The 15,650-nt window shown below is 35.9% G+C and carries 13 protein-coding genes; 6 read left to right on the plus strand and 7 right to left on the minus strand.

Annotation, left to right across the window (positions count from 1 at the left end):
* The first annotated feature begins 8 nt into the window (after window positions 1-8).
* Window positions 9-2,477, plus strand: a complete 2,469-nt coding sequence (locus ACNQGN_RS11815) for a TonB-dependent receptor (protein WP_417988037.1) — start codon at window positions 9-11, stop codon at window positions 2,475-2,477.
* A 128-nt stretch (window positions 2,478-2,605) separates the two neighbouring features.
* A complete protein-coding gene (locus tag ACNQGN_RS11820) occupies window positions 2,606-3,328 on the plus strand; it encodes a hypothetical protein (RefSeq protein ID WP_417988038.1) in 723 nt (240 codons plus the stop codon).
* A 72-nt stretch (window positions 3,329-3,400) separates the two neighbouring features.
* On the opposite strand, the gene ACNQGN_RS11825 is transcribed toward ACNQGN_RS11820, so the two are convergent.
* The 5 genes from ACNQGN_RS11825 to ACNQGN_RS11845 form a co-directional block, all read right to left on the minus strand.
* Window positions 3,401-4,102, minus strand: coding sequence for a hypothetical protein (locus ACNQGN_RS11825; RefSeq protein WP_417988039.1), 702 nt, complete (start codon window positions 4,100-4,102; stop codon window positions 3,401-3,403).
* A gap of 77 nt (window positions 4,103-4,179) precedes the next feature.
* Window positions 4,180-6,009 carry an ABC transporter ATP-binding protein gene (locus ACNQGN_RS11830; protein ID WP_417988040.1) on the minus strand — a complete coding sequence of 610 codons (1,830 nt, stop codon included), beginning with the start codon at window positions 6,007-6,009 and terminating at the stop codon, window positions 4,180-4,182.
* Window positions 6,009-7,736: a phospho-sugar mutase gene (locus ACNQGN_RS11835; RefSeq protein ID WP_417988041.1), complete on the minus strand. Its 1,728-nt coding sequence runs from the start codon at window positions 7,734-7,736 to the stop codon at window positions 6,009-6,011. The genes ACNQGN_RS11830 and ACNQGN_RS11835 overlap by 1 nt, the downstream gene beginning before the upstream one ends.
* A gap of 188 nt (window positions 7,737-7,924) precedes the next feature.
* Window positions 7,925-8,884, minus strand: a complete 960-nt coding sequence (locus tag ACNQGN_RS11840; RefSeq protein WP_417988042.1) for a glycosyltransferase family 2 protein — start codon at window positions 8,882-8,884, stop codon at window positions 7,925-7,927.
* 5 nt (window positions 8,885-8,889) lie between these two features.
* On the minus strand, window positions 8,890-9,423 hold the full coding sequence (locus ACNQGN_RS11845; protein ID WP_417988043.1) for a DUF4199 domain-containing protein: 534 nt from the start codon (window positions 9,421-9,423) through the stop codon (window positions 8,890-8,892).
* A gap of 241 nt (window positions 9,424-9,664) precedes the next feature.
* On the opposite strand from ACNQGN_RS11845, the gene ACNQGN_RS11850 reads away from it, so the two are divergent.
* From ACNQGN_RS11850 to ACNQGN_RS11865, 4 genes are all read left to right on the plus strand, one after another.
* Window positions 9,665-9,916 carry a type B 50S ribosomal protein L31 gene (locus ACNQGN_RS11850; protein WP_039109118.1) on the plus strand — a complete coding sequence of 84 codons (252 nt, stop codon included), beginning with the start codon at window positions 9,665-9,667 and terminating at the stop codon, window positions 9,914-9,916.
* A gap of 113 nt (window positions 9,917-10,029) precedes the next feature.
* On the plus strand, window positions 10,030-11,205 hold the full coding sequence (locus ACNQGN_RS11855) for a GlmU family protein (protein WP_417988044.1): 1,176 nt from the start codon (window positions 10,030-10,032) through the stop codon (window positions 11,203-11,205).
* Between the two features lie 256 nt (window positions 11,206-11,461).
* Window positions 11,462-13,096, plus strand: coding sequence for an ABC-F family ATP-binding cassette domain-containing protein (locus ACNQGN_RS11860; RefSeq protein WP_417988045.1), 1,635 nt, complete (start codon window positions 11,462-11,464; stop codon window positions 13,094-13,096).
* 255 nt (window positions 13,097-13,351) lie between these two features.
* Complete coding sequence (locus ACNQGN_RS11865) at window positions 13,352-14,512, plus strand: hypothetical protein (RefSeq protein WP_417988046.1); 1,161 nt, start codon at window positions 13,352-13,354, stop codon at window positions 14,510-14,512.
* 70 nt (window positions 14,513-14,582) lie between these two features.
* On the opposite strand, the gene ACNQGN_RS11870 is transcribed toward ACNQGN_RS11865, so the two are convergent.
* Together ACNQGN_RS11870 and ACNQGN_RS11875 are read right to left on the minus strand one after the other, a co-directional pair.
* The gene (locus tag ACNQGN_RS11870) at window positions 14,583-14,867 is read right to left on the minus strand and encodes a GNAT family N-acetyltransferase (protein ID WP_417988089.1); all 285 of its coding nucleotides are present in this window, start codon (window positions 14,865-14,867) and stop codon (window positions 14,583-14,585) included.
* 24 nt (window positions 14,868-14,891) lie between these two features.
* A complete protein-coding gene (locus ACNQGN_RS11875) occupies window positions 14,892-15,614 on the minus strand; it encodes a pirin family protein (protein WP_417988047.1) in 723 nt (240 codons plus the stop codon).
* Window positions 15,615-15,650 lie beyond the last annotated feature (36 nt).

Consider the following 15,650-nt stretch of genomic DNA (forward strand, 5'->3'; position numbering starts at 1 on the left):
TTAATCATTTGAGTACGAATAGAGTAATACTTGTTTTCTTTTTTCTCTTAGTTGGATTTTCTTCCGCTGCTCAATCTGCCAGAATTAAAGGAGTTATTCTGGATAAAAATAATCAGCCCGTAGAGAATGTAAATATTTTTTGTCTTGGTAAAACAACGCAATCCAATGCAAATGGTTTTTTTAGTTTGGCTGTTCCTGCCAATCAGCAGCTGCTGGTTGTTTTTACGCATATTTCTTTGAAAAAAACCACCGTTGGTATGTTTTTAAAATCAAATGAAGACTATGAGTTCAATTTGGTAATGAGTGATCACCAGGAGCAAATGGGCGAAGTTATCATTACTGCGAAAAATAGAAAAAGAGTTCAGGGAATTACCACAATTGAACCTGAAGTTATTCGGAAAATTCCCGGAGCTAATGCAGGTATTGAAAATATCCTGAAAACCCTACCGGGAGTAAATTCTAATAATGAACTCAGTACGCAATATGCTGTTCGTGGGGGAAATTACGATGAGAATCTGGTTTATGTAAATGAAATTGAAGTATACCGTCCTTTTCTGATTCGTTCAGGACAGCAAGAAGGATTGAGTTTTACAAATACCGATTTGGTTCAGAATGTTGATTTTTCTGCAGGTGGTTTCCAAGCGAAGTTTGGGGATAAACTATCTTCGGTTTTAGATATCACTTATAGAAAACCATCGCAATTTGCGGCAAGTATCGACGCTAGTTTTCTTGGTGCAAGCCTGTCGGTAGATGCTGTTTCCAAGAGTGGAAAGTGGTCTGCAATAACCGGAATACGATATCGTAATAATAGTCTTTTGGTAAAAAGTCAAGAAACACAAACGAATTTCAGGCCAACATTTGCTGATATTCAAACGAATGTAAATTATCAGGCATCGGCTAAATGGCAATGGAGTTTTCTGGGGAATATTTCTCAAAATAAATACCAATATCAGCCACTGGCCCGCCAAACTAATTTTGGAACCATTGCGAATCCAATGGCACTTTCTATTTATTATGAAGGGCAGGAGAAAGACCGTTACGATACGTATTTCGGTGCCCTGAAAACTACGTTTAATCTATCTGATAATGCTACTTTGAAGTTTATTGGGTCTGTCTTTCATACCTTAGAACAAGAATATTTTGATATTTTCGCACAGTATCGTTTGGGGGAAGTTGATGCCAATATCGGCTCTGAAACGTATGGCGATGTCTCTTTTTCAAGAGGGATTGGTTCTCAGTTAAATCATGCACGAAATGATTTGGATGCGCTAATTGTAAATGCCGAAGTAAAAGGATTTCAGGATTGGAAGGAGAGCCAATTGGAATGGGGTGTAAAATATACCCGAGAATCAATTCGGGACAGGTTAGTGGAGTGGGAGGTAATTGATTCGGCAGGCTTTTCTATAAAACCACCAATAGTTGTCCTTCCTGAAAATGATCAGCCGTATGCACCTTACGTTGGGCCATTGGTGCCCTACCAAAATGTAAGAGCTACTAATTTCAATACGATTAACCGATTTTCAGGTTATGCTCAGTGGAGTAGAAAAGACAAGCTTGGCTCGAGCGAAGTTTCGTATAATGCAGGAATAAGGATGCACAGTTGGGAGGTTTCGGGGGCTGCTCTAGCGGGTAAATCTCAAATTACTTTTAGTCCAAGAGCACAATTTGCATTAAAACCCGATTGGGAGAAGGATATGGTTTTCAGACTTTCAGGCGGTTTGTACCATCAGCCACCATTTTATAGAGAGTTGAGAGATGCAGAAGGAGTAGTGCAGCCTAATGTTAAGGCACAGCAATCGGTTCATTTCGTTTTGAGCAATGACTATAGTTTCAAAATGTGGAAGCGTCCATTTAAACTGGTTTCAGAACTGTATTATAAAGCGTTGGCGGATGTTAATACCTATACAATTGATAACGTTCGGATCCGGTATGCGGCGAATAACAATGCAAAAGGCTATGCTCAGGGAGTAGACGTTCGTTTAAATGGTGAATTTGTGCCAGGAACAGAATCCTGGTTTAGTTTTGGGTACCTAAAAACGGAAGAAAACAGCGAAAACAAAGGGGATATTGCCAGACCAACGGATCAAAGATTAAAATTCGGGCTTTTGTTTCAAGATTTCATGCCAAATATTCCAAGTGTGAAAATATACCTGAATTTGGTTTACAATACCGGTTTACCAGGCGGGTCGCCTTCTTATGCAGATCCTTATTTGTATCAGAATAGATTGCGGGATTACCGTCGGGCAGATGTGGGTTTTTCTAAGGTGTTTATGGAAAATAGCGTAGAGAACAGTACTAAGGGTTGGTTCAAAAGTTTTAAAGAGTTAGCCGTAGGATTAGAAATTTTTAATCTTTTTAATAATCAAAATGCAATTACGAATACCTGGGTCAGAGATGTCTATTCGAAAAACCAATATGCAATTCCTAATTACATGACTACCAGAGTTTTTAATGTGAAATTGAGCGCAAAGCTATAAGAGAAAGGAAAAAATTAATTCGTTTAGTACAAGTTTAAATTATTTCTGACTCACAAATCATTTACAGAATGGTATAACCATTTTTAAAAATGATTACATTTGAATTTATTTTTTAATAAGACAGCATCATGAAAAAATTACATATCGCATTATTAGGGGTTTCCCTTTTGTTATTAGCCAGTTGCAAAGAAGAATCTGAAAAGCCCAAAGTAATCTACGATGCTTCAAATAAAGGGAGGGCAATTACAAAATCGGATTCAGCACAAGTCAAAATTGCCGATTTACCGATTCATATGGATGGGACCAATTATCTGATCCATCCTGTAGGAGATTTAAGCATCCGTGAAAAAGGGATAAAAACGAGATACGGGTCCTCTAGCGTGAATGATTTAAGTTTTACGATATCTAATTATAGTGAATATGAAATTACAGGTTTTTTGCAGAATCTAAAGTTTCAAAGAATGGATTCTGATTCCATAAAAGTATTGACAGACAAACCTGTTTTGATTCAAACAGCGACGTATTTAAAATCAGTTGCCGATAAAACCCAAAACCAGGTTATGGCGTACACTATGGTTGATATGGATACCAATAAAGACGGGAAGCTTGATGCAAGTGATATTAAGGCTTTGTATCTTAGTGAAATAAGTGGTAATAAGTTAACTAAAATATCTGCCAGTTATCAGGAGCTTATTGATTGGAAATTGATAGAATCTAAAAACCGTTTGTATTTTAGAACCGTGGAGGATACCAATAAAAATGGAGAATTTGACAAAATGGATGTGGTCCATTACAGCTATGTTGATTTGTCAAATAAGGAATGGAGAATAATTAGTTACGAGCCGGTTTAATATTTTTAATCTGTACTTAGTTTTCGCAATCGAATCCAAAAGTACTTTCCTGTCCTGTTGCGTATCTAAGTATTATATTAGAATATCACTTTCTAAATCGGATTTTTCAATGCAAAAATCGAATCCAAGTTGTTTTACTAATTGAATAACAAGGTTTTTATACCAGTTTTCTGATTTTGGATGAATGTATATTTTTTCGATTAATTCGTTAATATCTACATTGATTTTGATTCCATCATTGATTTTGATAGTATTATCAGCAACATCAGAGATAATTCGTACTTCACGTTCGTATTGAAAACTTTTCCTTTTGAATAGAAAAGGAAAAAACATATCATCAAACGGTATGTATTCTTTTTTGTAATCGATGTAATTTACTTCGCCAATATATTGGTTAAAGTTTTTTTCGGGCTGAAGCGCATTCTGTAATCTGCCAATTGTGGATTGAATGGCTAAACCTTCACTGTTTTGAGTGAAAATTTGCCACATTGCAAAAGATTCATATTCGTTAATGTGCCAACTGCTAATGGCTACTTTTTCCCGATGCGTTTTGTAGTAATTAAGGAATTCAGGATTGTCAATCGATAATTTTTTTATTTCTTCAAATGTAGGTTCGCTAAAAGTGCCTTCATATTGATCTTCAAACTTGTCGGATCGTGACATGAAAAGCTTTTGCGATAGCAACAAATCCAAAAACTTTGATAAATCGAGGTACTTCCAAACAATGGTGTTTGGATCGTTAGGGAGTTTTATATTTGAATTGTTGAGGTACATTTTTTAGATTTAAAAAATTAAAATAATTTAAACATTTTCCTGATGACCTAAAATCAAAAATCTACATCCTTAAGCCATTATTCAAATGATTGCATCGTAACCAATTTATTATAGGTGCCATCCAAAGCAATCAGTTCTTCATGTTTGCCCTGTTCTACAATTTTTCCTTTTTTCATCACCACAATTAAATCGGCTTTTTGAATAGTGGACAAACGGTGCGCAATTACAATAGAAGTCCTGTTGTGCATCATGTTTTCTAAAGCTATTTGAACAAATTTTTCACTTTCGGTATCCAATGCTGAGGTGGCTTCATCCAAAATCATAATCGGAGGGTTTTTCAAAACCGCACGCGCAATAGACAAGCGTTGTTTTTGACCACCGGAAAGTTTGTTTCCGCTGTCGCCAATGTTGGTGTGGATCCCCAGCGGTAGATCTTTTACAAATTCATAGGCATTTGCAATTTTTAGCGCTTCGATTATTTCAGCATCGGTAGCATCTAATTTGCCTAAAGAAATATTTGCTTTGATGGTATCATTAAATAAAATACTGTCTTGCGTTACCAATCCCATTAAATCACGAAGCGAATGAATATTCATGTCTTTGATGTCAATTCCATCAATACAAATTGTTCCTTCATTTACATCATAAAAACGCGTAAGCAAATTGGCGATTGTGCTTTTTCCACTCCCGGATTGTCCAACAAGAGCTACTGTTTGCCCTTTTTTTACTTCAAGAGTAAAGTCTTTCAGAACGGGTTCATCTTCGTATTTAAAGTTGATGTTTTTAATTGTTACTGCGGAATCAAAAGTTTTTTTATCAATGGCATTTTCTTTTGAAGTGATTTCGTTTTCAACTTCTAAAACTTCAAAAACCCGTTCTGCAGCTGCTAGCCCATTTTTAACGGAATAGGAAGCTTTAGAGATGGCTTTAGCCGGTGTAAGGATATTGAAGGCCAGCGTGAGATAAACGATAAAAGCAGAGCCATCCAGCGTTTTTTCGACTAACACCAAATTTCCGCCATACCAAAGCAGGACTGCAATTGTTGTTATTCCCAGAAATTCGCTTAATGGTGTTGCTAAATTGTTTTTATTTCCAATACTGTTTGATAAATTTAACAGTCGGGTTACAGAATCGTTAAATCTGCTTTTGAAATTAGTTTCTGCATTGTAACTTTTTATAACTTTCAAACCACCCAGACTTTCATCTACAATAGAAATAAGGAATCCGCTTTCTTTTTGTGCCTGCAATGATTTTGCGCGTAAATTTTTAGCAATTTTTGAAATGATTAATCCCGATATTGGTATGAAAATCAAAACAAATAAAGTTAATTTTGTGCTTATGAAAAACATGGTAACTAATGCAAAAACAATAGTTAAGGGCTCTTTTACGACAAGCTCTAAAATAGAAAAAAAGGAATTTTGTACTTCATTGACATCGCCAAGCATTCGAGCCATAATGTCTCCTTTTCTTTTCTCAGAATAATAGGAAATGGGCAATTCTATTATTTTATTATACATGGATTTTCTCAAATCCCGTAACACCCCATTTTTTAAATGCATGATGTGGTGCGAAGCGAGATAATTGAATAAATTTTTGAATAAGAATGTTGTAATAACCGTTAATACAACAAACAACAGCGCAATTTGAATACTGTTTTCCTTTGTTAATTCTGAAATTTTATAATACATAAAATCCGAAGCAAACTGCTTTATATCCCCAATTCCAGAATATACAGGTGCTTTATCTATTGTTTTGGTTTTACCAAAAAGCACTTCAAGCACAGGAAGAAGTGTCAGCATAGAAATAGTGCTAAACAAGGCATACAAAATGTTGTATACTACATTCCAGATAATATGAGACTTATAAGGTTTTGTGTAAGGAATTAGTTTTAATAAGCTTTTGTCCATTAGTTCAATTGCATTGCAATAATAATATTTTTTATTTTTTCATTCAAAACAGCCTCTACTTTAGAGAAATTCTCGACAGCATCCAATTCGGTATTCACACTGATGTAGAATTTTATTTTCGGTTCTGTACCGCTTGGTCTGGCACAAATTTTAGAGCCGTCTTCGGTGTAGTAAATTAAAACATCCGCTTTGGGCATATTCATCTTTTCTTCTTCGCCGCTAAGTAGGTTTTTTGCAACGGATGACTTGTAATCTTCTAACATAATTACTCTTTGCCCGTTAATTTCTTTCAAAGGATTTTCACGCAAAGTCACCATCATCTGATTGATTTCAGCTAAACCTTCCATTCCTTTTTTAGTGATAGAAATTAAGTGTTCTTTGTAAAATCCGTGCGCTACATAGAGTTTAAGAAGTTCTTTATATACGGTGCTTCCTTTAGCTTTGGCCTGAGCGGCTACTTCGCAAATCAGTAAAGTAGCTGCAACAGCATCTTTATCACGAACCGCATCGCCTACCATGTATCCAAAACTTTCTTCACCACCACCAATGAATTTCAGTTCAGGGAAGTCTTTAATCATTTTGGCAATCCATTTAAAACCAGTCAGACCTACTTTGCATTCAACGCCATAAGCTGTAGCTAATTCCATAATCATAGGAGTTGAAACAATAGTTGAACCAACGAATTGCTTGCCGTCAATTTTCCCTGCTTTTTTCCATTCTTCCAATAAGAAGGCAGTCATCAAAATCATGGTCTGATTTCCGTTTAACAAAGTCATTTGTCCTTGGTTATTGCGCACAGCAATTCCCAAACGGTCACAGTCTGGATCAGTACCAATAACGATATCTGAATTTGTTTTATCAGCCAATGCTAATGCCATTGCTAATGCTTCAGGCTCTTCAGGATTTGGAGATTTTACGGTTGGGAAATCACCGTTTGGCACTGCTTGTTCCGGTACAATATGAACATTCGTATAGCCCGCTTGAGATAATGTATCGGGAACTAATGTTATGGAAGTTCCGTGCAATGAAGTGAAAACAATATTTAGATTCTCTTTGGCTGCAGCCGGTGTGTTAAAACTGGCATTGTCTATCGATGATTTGATAAAAGCCTGATCCACTTCTGTATCAATATACTGTATCAAATCCTCATTAGCCGTAAACTTTATTTGATTGTAATTTAAATTTTCAATTACGTTGATGATCCCTTCATCTTCTGGTGGAACAATTTGCCCGCCATCTTCCCAATATACCTTATAACCATTATATTCTGGTGGATTGTGAGAAGCGGTAAGAACAATTCCGCATTGGCAACCTAAATATTTAAGTGCAAATGACAATTCCGGAGTTGGTCGTAAATCCGAAAATAAATAAACCTGAATACCGTTTGCAGAGAAAACATCCGCAACTACTTTGGCCAGTGTATTACTATTATGACGACAATCGTACGCTATAACCGCTTTCAAAGGCTGATTTGGAAAGGCTGTATGCAAATAATCTGAAAGTCCCTGCGTACTTTTTCCAAGTGTGTATTTATTGATGCGATTGTTTCCTACGCCCATCACACCACGCATTCCGCCAGTTCCAAATTCAAGATTTTTATAAAAACTTTCTTCTAGATCCTTAGGTGATGTAGTCATCAATTCCTTAATAGCTTCCTGTGTTTCTGTGTCAAATGTTGGAGTAAGCCATTCATTTACTGCATCCAAAATGTTTTGTTTGATATCCATTTTATATGTTTTTTAGTTTTTAAATTCTTAGTCTGAAATTTAAATATAATTATGATTACTTTTATTTTTGTGGGCTACTTTCTGCGATCCCTTGTGTATTTTTCTTAAATAGAAAAAGGATGCCGCTTTTAGCAGCGCTAGTAGTTTTTACACAAACCTTTTGATGCTAAATTGGTTAGTAGTTTAATTTATAAAAAATTAACCTCACGTGAAACTTTATAGCGCTCTTCATTGTTTTTAGTTCGCAAAATGATTTCGCCAAGAAATCCAGCCAAAAATAATTGCGTTCCCAATACCATTGTGGTTAGAGCAATGTAAAACCAAGGATTGTTAGTTACCAGATTATAACGCATGTCATTGTACATGTGGTAAAGTTTTGAAATACCAATATAGCCGGCAAGCATAAAACCAATAATGAACATTAGCGATCCTATCGCACCGAATAAATGCATCGGTCTTTTTCCAAATCGGGAAAGAAACCAAATAGTAATCAAATCCAGAAAGCCATTGATGAAACGCTCCATCCCAAATTTGGTTTCTCCATATTTTCTGGCCTGATGCTGTACTACTTTTTCACCGATTTTTCCAAAACCGGCATTTTTTGCCAAAACCGGAATGTAACGGTGCATTTCACCCGAAACTTCAATGTTTTTCACTACAACATTCTTGTATGCTTTTAGCCCACAATTAAAATCATTCAATTCAACTCCCGATGTCTTTCTGGCAGCCCAATTAAATAATTTGGAAGGTAAATTTTTGGCAACCACTGAATCGTAACGCTTTTTTTTCCAACCGGAAACCAAATCGTATTTCCCATTAATAATCATTTCATATAATCCCGGAATTTCTTCGGGACTGTCCTGTAAGTCAGCATCCATGGTGATAATTACATCCCCTAGTGCTTTTGCAAAACCGGCATGCAACGCTTGTGATTTTCCGAAATTTTTCATGAAACGAATCCCTTTTACATGAGGATTTTCATGCGCAAATTCTTCGATAATATTCCAGGAATTATCCGTGCTTCCGTCATCCAGAAAAATGATTTCATACGAGTAATTATTGGATTGCATCACTTTAATGATCCAGGTATAAAGTTCCTTAAGTGATTCCTCTTCGTTGAGAAGCGGTATGAGTATAGATAAATTCATTACTGTTATTCTTGTGATGAAGGTTTGCTCTTGAAGAATGCGGCCATTATCAGACCAAAAATGGAACTGAAAACAATGCTGAATACAGAGCCTTTTAGCAATTCGATAACAGAATAAGGATCGTTTTCCTTAAGCTTTGCAATTGCTTCATTTATTGCCGATGCAGGCGTGCCAAATTTTTGCATCATGCTGACAGTGTATTTTATGGTCAGCTCTCTTAATGTATCTTTAGCAGCAGGATCAATAACGTTGAATAAAATAATATTAAAAAAAGTTGAAATTAAGATTCCAACTACGGCACATATAAAATAAGTGGTAAAAGCATCTTTAAAAGAAAAAATACCATTTACTTCTTTTTTGGTTTTTGAAAGTAAAACTATACCTATTATAAGGTAAATGGTAAGGATTAAAACTCCTACCCACCAGGAGGTAAAAAGATTTAAATCAATTGCATAAATTGAAGTTGTCACTAATGCAGAAATAATTCCGGATATTACCCCAAAGGTTATTCCGTTTCTTTTTATAATTTCATTTACCATTTGTAGTTGTTTATTTATTAATCCACAAATATAGCAATTCCCAATATATTCAAAGATAAAAATCGCTTTTTACGATTATATAAAAAAAGTGATCCAAAGATTTGATTATTGGAAAAAAATTGTAAATTTGCAAACTCAAAATAATATTGTAAAACAAAAAGTTGTAATGAGTTTATACCTTTTCTGTTAGAAGAAAAGCTTCAAGACAAGTTATAATTAACAAATAAAAAAGATTAACAAGATGAAAAAAGGAATTCACCCAGAAAATTACAGATTAGTTGCATTTAAAGACATGTCAAATGACGAAGTTTTTATTACTAAATCTACTGCAGATACAAGAGAAACATTAACAGTTGATGGTGTTGAATACCCAGTTGTAAAAATGGAGATCTCTAGAACTTCTCACCCTTTTTACACAGGTAAATCTAAACTTATCGATACTGCAGGACGTATTGATAAATTCAAAACTAAATACGCTAAACACGTTAAATAATTTTAATTTGTTTTTAAATACAATAAAGCCTTCCTTATCGGGAGGCTTTTTTTTTAGTTTAGTTATTTGAAAACTTTGTAACTTTGAATCCTATAACTTTGAATCCTTATTAAATGAATTATATACTTTTTGATGGTCCGTCACGAAATGCATTATTGCCTTTTACTTTTACGCGTCCAGTTGCCGATATTCTTATTGGGATAATGACTATTCGTCAAAAATGGGAAATGCGTTTGGGTTCCACTACCACTACATTGACAGAAGAGTACCTGTCAGAGAAATTTCCAATGGTAGAATTAGAAGAAAATGTAATGATAAATGCTTCTTTTCTGCCTAACGATGTTTTGGCCGAAATGGTCAGTAATCTGGAGTCGAATCAGGCTATTTTTAAAGGAGATGAAGTAATTGCCTTCTTTACGGATGAAAATCAGGAAGAAGTAGATTTTGATACGTATGAAATTATAGAATATGAAGAGGAGTGCTTAACGGTAGAGCATACTTGGGATATTTTTTCCAAAAATGATGCTGCAATACGAGAGGATTTTGAGTTTTTAACTGAAGATAGAAAGTCACAACCCATTCCCAAAAGTGTCAATGTTATAGCAGGGGAAAATATTTTCATAGAAGAAGGGGCAAAATTAGAGTTCGTTACCTTAAATGCATCTAAAGGTCCTATATATATAGGTAAAGATTCAGAGATTATGGAAGGATCTGTAATCAGAGGTCCGTTTGCTTTATGCGATAATGCAACTGTAAAAATGGCGGCCAAAATATATGGAGCAACAACTGTTGGCCCGTATTCCAGAATAGGCGGTGAGGTTAATAATTCGGTATTGTTTGGATATTCCAATAAAGGACATGACGGGTTTTTAGGCAATTCTGTTGTTGGTGAATGGTGCAATATTGGCGCCGACAGTAATAATTCCAACTTAAAAAACAATTACGAAGAAGTGAAATTGTGGAGCTATGAAACCGAAGGTTTTGCAAAAACCGGACTTCAGTTTTGTGGATTGATGATGGGGGACCACAGTAAATGCGGTATTAATACAATGTTCAACACAGGTACCGTAGTGGGTGTAAGCGCTAATATTTTTGGAAGTGGATTTCCTCGCAATTTTGTGCCTAGTTTTTCTTGGGGTGGTGCTTCCGGTTTTACGACTTACCTCACCAAAAAAGCTTTTGAAACTGCGCGACTAGTAATGGCCCGCAGAAATGTTGAATTTGATGAAAAGGAAGCTGCGATATTAGAACATGTTTTTGAGGAAACTAAAAAGTGGAGAAAAGAATAATGTAGTTAAACTTCTCAGATTAGAATTGGTACACCTGAATAGGTTGCTGTCGTTTTACAAAAACGCAGTAGAACCAAGAATTATAATACAAGAGTTCTTTTCAATAGGAATGATAATAGCTTCAAAAAGGGATAAACAGTTGTTCGAAAGAATAATTACTGTTTGTCCCTTTTTCAAATTGCCCAATTCCCTAATTAATCTATCTTTGCATTTTTAAAATCTGATAAGCTAATTATCTAAAAATCTTATAATCCAAATGATTACAGTTAACGATATCTCCGTGCAATTTGGAGGCACGACACTTTTTAGCGATGTTTCTTTTGCTATAAATGAAAATGATAAAATTGCCCTAATGGGTAAGAATGGAGCAGGAAAATCAACCCTTCTTAAAATTATTGCGGGACAAAGCAAACCTTCTACGGGAAATATTTCGGCGCCAAAAGATGCTGTTGTTGCTTATTTGCCGCAGCATTTATTGACTACGGATGGTGCAACTGTGATGGAAGAAACGTCTAAAGCTTTCGGTGAGATTTTTAGTATGAAAGCTGAAATCGATGAAATCAATGAGCAATTGACCATTCGTACGGATTATGAGAGTGATGCCTATATGAAACTGATTGAAAGGGTTTCTGATCTGAGTGAAAAATTCTATGCTATAGAAGAGGTGAATTATGAAGCGGAAGTTGAAAAAATTCTTATCGGTTTGGGGTTTGTTCGCGAAGATTTTAGCCGTCAAACTTCAGAATTCTCCGGAGGATGGAGAATGCGAATTGAACTTGCTAAAATCCTTTTGCAAAAACCAGACTTAATTTTACTGGATGAGCCTACCAATCACATGGATATTGAAAGTATTCAATGGTTAGAGGATTTCTTGATTAATTCAGCAAAAGCGGTTGTAGTTATTTCTCACGATAGGGCTTTTGTAGATAATATTACCAATCGTACAATCGAAGTTACAATGGGGCGTATTTATGATTATAAAGCAAAATATTCCCATTATCTTGAATTAAGAAAAGACAGACGCGTGCACCAGCAAAAAGCATACGATGAACAACAGCGTATGATTGCTGATAACAGGACTTTTATAGATCGTTTTAAAGGTACTTTTTCTAAAACGGATGCTGTTCAGTCCCGTGTTAAGATGTTAGAAAAGCTTGTTATTGTCCAGGTTGATGAAGTGGATACTTCGGCTTTGAAACTAAAATTTCCACCTGCCGCTCGTTCCGGACAATATCCGGTAATTGTAAAGGATCTGTCAAAATCGTACGGAGATCATGTGGTCTTTTCCAATGCAAATATGGTCATTGAAAGAGGGGAAAAAGTAGCTTTCGTAGGGAAAAATGGCGAAGGAAAATCGACCATGATTAAAGCTATTATGAAAGAAATTGAAATAAATGGCGGAAGTTTGGAAATTGGTCATAACGCACAAATCGGTTATTTTGCGCAAAACCAAGCGGCTTTATTAGATGAAAATGCGACGATCTTTGAGACCATTGACGATATTGCCGTGGGTGATGTTCGAACTAAAATTAAAGATATTTTAGGCGCTTTCATGTTTCAGGGTGATGATGTTACCAAAAAAGTAAAAGTGCTTTCTGGTGGAGAGAAAACGCGTTTGGCAATGATAAAACTATTATTGGAACCCGTGAATTTGTTGATTCTTGATGAGCCGTCGAATCACTTGGATATGAAAACGAAAGATATTATCAAAGATGCGTTGCGTGATTTTGACGGAACGTTAATTTTGGTTTCTCACGATAGGGATTTCTTGGATGGATTAGCCACTAAAGTGTTTGAATTTGGAAACAAAAGAGTAGTAGAACATTTTGAAGATATTGCTGGTTTCTTGGCACATAAAAAAATGGACAGTATGAGAGAGATAGAGAAATAGGGTTTTTATAAACAGGTTTCCTATTAAATGATAAAGGTATACAATAACGTATGCCTTTTTTTTATGCCGTATAGTTTGGTTTGCTTCAATTCAAGTTTTGAAAATAAATATTCATTTTTTGGCAATTTGGGAACGCTTTTTGCAGTTTTATTTCTTGTACTGTAAATAGGCTAAAGAGCTTGTAGTGAGTAGATTGGGTTTATTTTTTTTGTACCTTGTGTTGGAATTGGGTATCAATGCATAAAATTTGAAATCATGAAAAAGTTAATTTTATCCTTTGTGTTCTTAACAACCTGTTTGTTAAGTTTACCTCTGTTTTCTCAGATAGAGAACGAACCTGTAGCTTTAGGTTTGCCAGGCGACAACCTAAATCTGTATGCTGTATTGGATATTTTTCAAAAATCAAAAACAGTAGAGGAATTTGAAAGAGCGATTAATAGTAAAGGTGAAAATATCAATAATCTTGATTTGAATAATGACAATTTTATAGATTACATCCGAGTAATTAGCTATAGAGATGGTGATTCTTATTCCATTGTGCTTCGCGTAGCGATAAATAGTGTAGAAGATCAGGATGTTGCTGTTATAGAAGTCAATAAAAACCGATATGGAAGAGCTGTTGTTCAAATTATAGGAGACGAAGAATTGTATGGTAGAGATTATATTGTAGAACCTTCGGCAGGAGATGATTTAACTCCAAATCCGGGTTATTTGGGTTATGAGAGGATGCACACGGGAAATTATTGGAATGGTATCTTGTATGTTAATGATTGGCCAATAATTGTTCATTTGTTATCACCTTCATTTGCAATTTACATATCTCCGTGGCGTTGGGGGTACTATCCGTCTTACTGGCGTCCATGGTCTCCTATTTATTATTATAATTATTGGGGATATCATCGTCATTATTATAGCAATTATTTCTATCGCAGAGTCGGTTATATAAGATATCCTCACGCACATTCGTATTATCATTCCAGAAGGACCAGTTCTCCAATAGTAAGAAGAAACAGGGTGAATGATTCTTATAGAGAAACCTATCAGGGAAGAAATTATAGAAGACCGGAAGGAACCGTTCTTCCAAGGACCCGTGAGGCATTTCCAGAGCGCCGTACAAGAACTCGCCAGGCGCCGGAAACTCGTTCGGTACGACCTAATGCACCACTGAGACGTCAGTCTATAGAGGGAGGTCGCGATAGAATGCCGTCAACAACTCGTCCAGGTCAGCCTAATGCGCCAACAAGACGCCAGCCGATAGATGGAGTCCGTCCGGCAACTCGTCCGGCTCCTAATGCGCCAACAAGACGGCAGTCGATGGAAGGAGCCCGTCCAACAACTCGTCCGGCTCCAAGTGCGCCAATGAATCGTCAAGCTGCACCTCGAGGTACTACTCCAACTCGTAGAGATAGAAATTAATGCAGCTATTGAAATTATAGTTTGGAAACTAAAAAAAGTGGCAGTTCATAGCACTGAGCTGCCCCTTTTTTTATAGTCTGATTCCGGGAGGAAGTAACTCTTTGTAGATAGGGTTTTTCTTGAAAAACAGGACTATTTTAGGAAGGATTGGAACAACTTTAAATTTTCGTTCTATCGCTATTTCCATAATGTTTTTGAGAAAATCAGAAATAAATTCCTGGTCATCGAATGCTTCAGGAGTATTGATTTTTGTCAAAAATATTTTTTTCTCCTGAAACGAATATTCAACAGAAAGTAAACCTTCTTTCACTTCAGTTTCAAATTGTCTTGCAAAAGTATTGTCTTTGATTTCCATCGTGATTGGTGCGTCCATAGTATTTTAACTGTGATTCATCGGTACTTCTACCAAAAGTATTTTTGATTTGGTTTTAATCCTGATTTCAAATAGATCAAAATCAATTATCCCCATGGCATCTCTTGCCTTCAAAACATGATTGTCAACTTCTATTTCGCCTTCTATCAAAAATAAGTAAACTCCGTTCTTCGGAATTTTAACTTCATACGTCGTAGTGGTGTTGCTGTCGAAAATTCCTAAATAAAAAAAGGTCTTCTGGTAAACCCAAAGCGCATTTCCGTCATTATTGTCTTTTGGCGAAACAATATTTACAAAGGTATTGATTTGATTCTCAATATCAAATGATTTCTGGGCGTATCTGGGTGTAACTCCTTCTTTGTCAGGGAATACCCATAATTGTAATGTTTTAGCCTCGTCTTGCTGGCTGGCATTCATTTCAGAATGTTCTACTCCGGTTCCGGCACTCATCACCTGCACCTCTCCAAAACGAATTATGCCTTCATTTCCCATGCTGTCACGATGTTTCAATCCGCCTTCAAGTGGAATTGTAATGATTTCCATGTTGGCGTGTGGATGCGTGCCAAAGCCTGTTCCCCCTGCGATGGTGTCGTCATTTAAAACGCGCAACATTCCAAATTGCAAGCGCTCGGGATTGTAATAATTTCCAAACGAAAAAGAGAAATTGGCCTTAAGCCAACCAAAATCTGCTTTGCCTCTTGTGTTTGCTTCAAATAGTTGTGTAGTCATAAATTATTGATAATATAAGGTGGTAATTCCGCTAGT

It is taken from the genome of Flavobacterium rhamnosi, assembly GCF_048286515.1.
In the GTDB taxonomy this organism is placed as follows: Bacteria; Bacteroidota; Bacteroidia; order Flavobacteriales; family Flavobacteriaceae; genus Flavobacterium.

Bases quoted from the DNA above. Each gene is read 5' to 3' on its own strand.
- ACNQGN_RS11820 (WP_417988038.1), top strand. From the start codon at position 2,606: ATGAAAAAATTACATATCGCATTATTAGGGGTTTCCCTTTTGTTATTA.
- ACNQGN_RS11825 (WP_417988039.1), bottom strand. From the start codon at position 4,102: ATGTACCTCAACAATTCAAATATAAAACTCCCTAACGATCCAAACACC.
- ACNQGN_RS11850 (WP_039109118.1), top strand. From the start codon at position 9,665: ATGAAAAAAGGAATTCACCCAGAAAATTACAGATTAGTTGCATTTAAA.
- ACNQGN_RS11860 (WP_417988045.1), top strand. From the start codon at position 11,462: ATGATTACAGTTAACGATATCTCCGTGCAATTTGGAGGCACGACACTT.
- ACNQGN_RS11840 (WP_417988042.1), bottom strand. From the start codon at position 8,884: ATGAATTTATCTATACTCATACCGCTTCTCAACGAAGAGGAATCACTT.
- ACNQGN_RS11845 (WP_417988043.1), bottom strand. From the start codon at position 9,423: ATGGTAAATGAAATTATAAAAAGAAACGGAATAACCTTTGGGGTAATA.
- ACNQGN_RS11830 (WP_417988040.1), bottom strand. From the start codon at position 6,009: ATGGACAAAAGCTTATTAAAACTAATTCCTTACACAAAACCTTATAAG.
- ACNQGN_RS11870 (WP_417988089.1), bottom strand. From the start codon at position 14,867: ATGGAAATCAAAGACAATACTTTTGCAAGACAATTTGAAACTGAAGTG.
- ACNQGN_RS11835 (WP_417988041.1), bottom strand. From the start codon at position 7,736: ATGGATATCAAACAAAACATTTTGGATGCAGTAAATGAATGGCTTACT.
- ACNQGN_RS11865 (WP_417988046.1), top strand. From the start codon at position 13,352: ATGAAAAAGTTAATTTTATCCTTTGTGTTCTTAACAACCTGTTTGTTA.
- ACNQGN_RS11875 (WP_417988047.1), bottom strand. From the start codon at position 15,614: ATGACTACACAACTATTTGAAGCAAACACAAGAGGCAAAGCAGATTTT.
- ACNQGN_RS11855 (WP_417988044.1), top strand. From the start codon at position 10,030: ATGAATTATATACTTTTTGATGGTCCGTCACGAAATGCATTATTGCCT.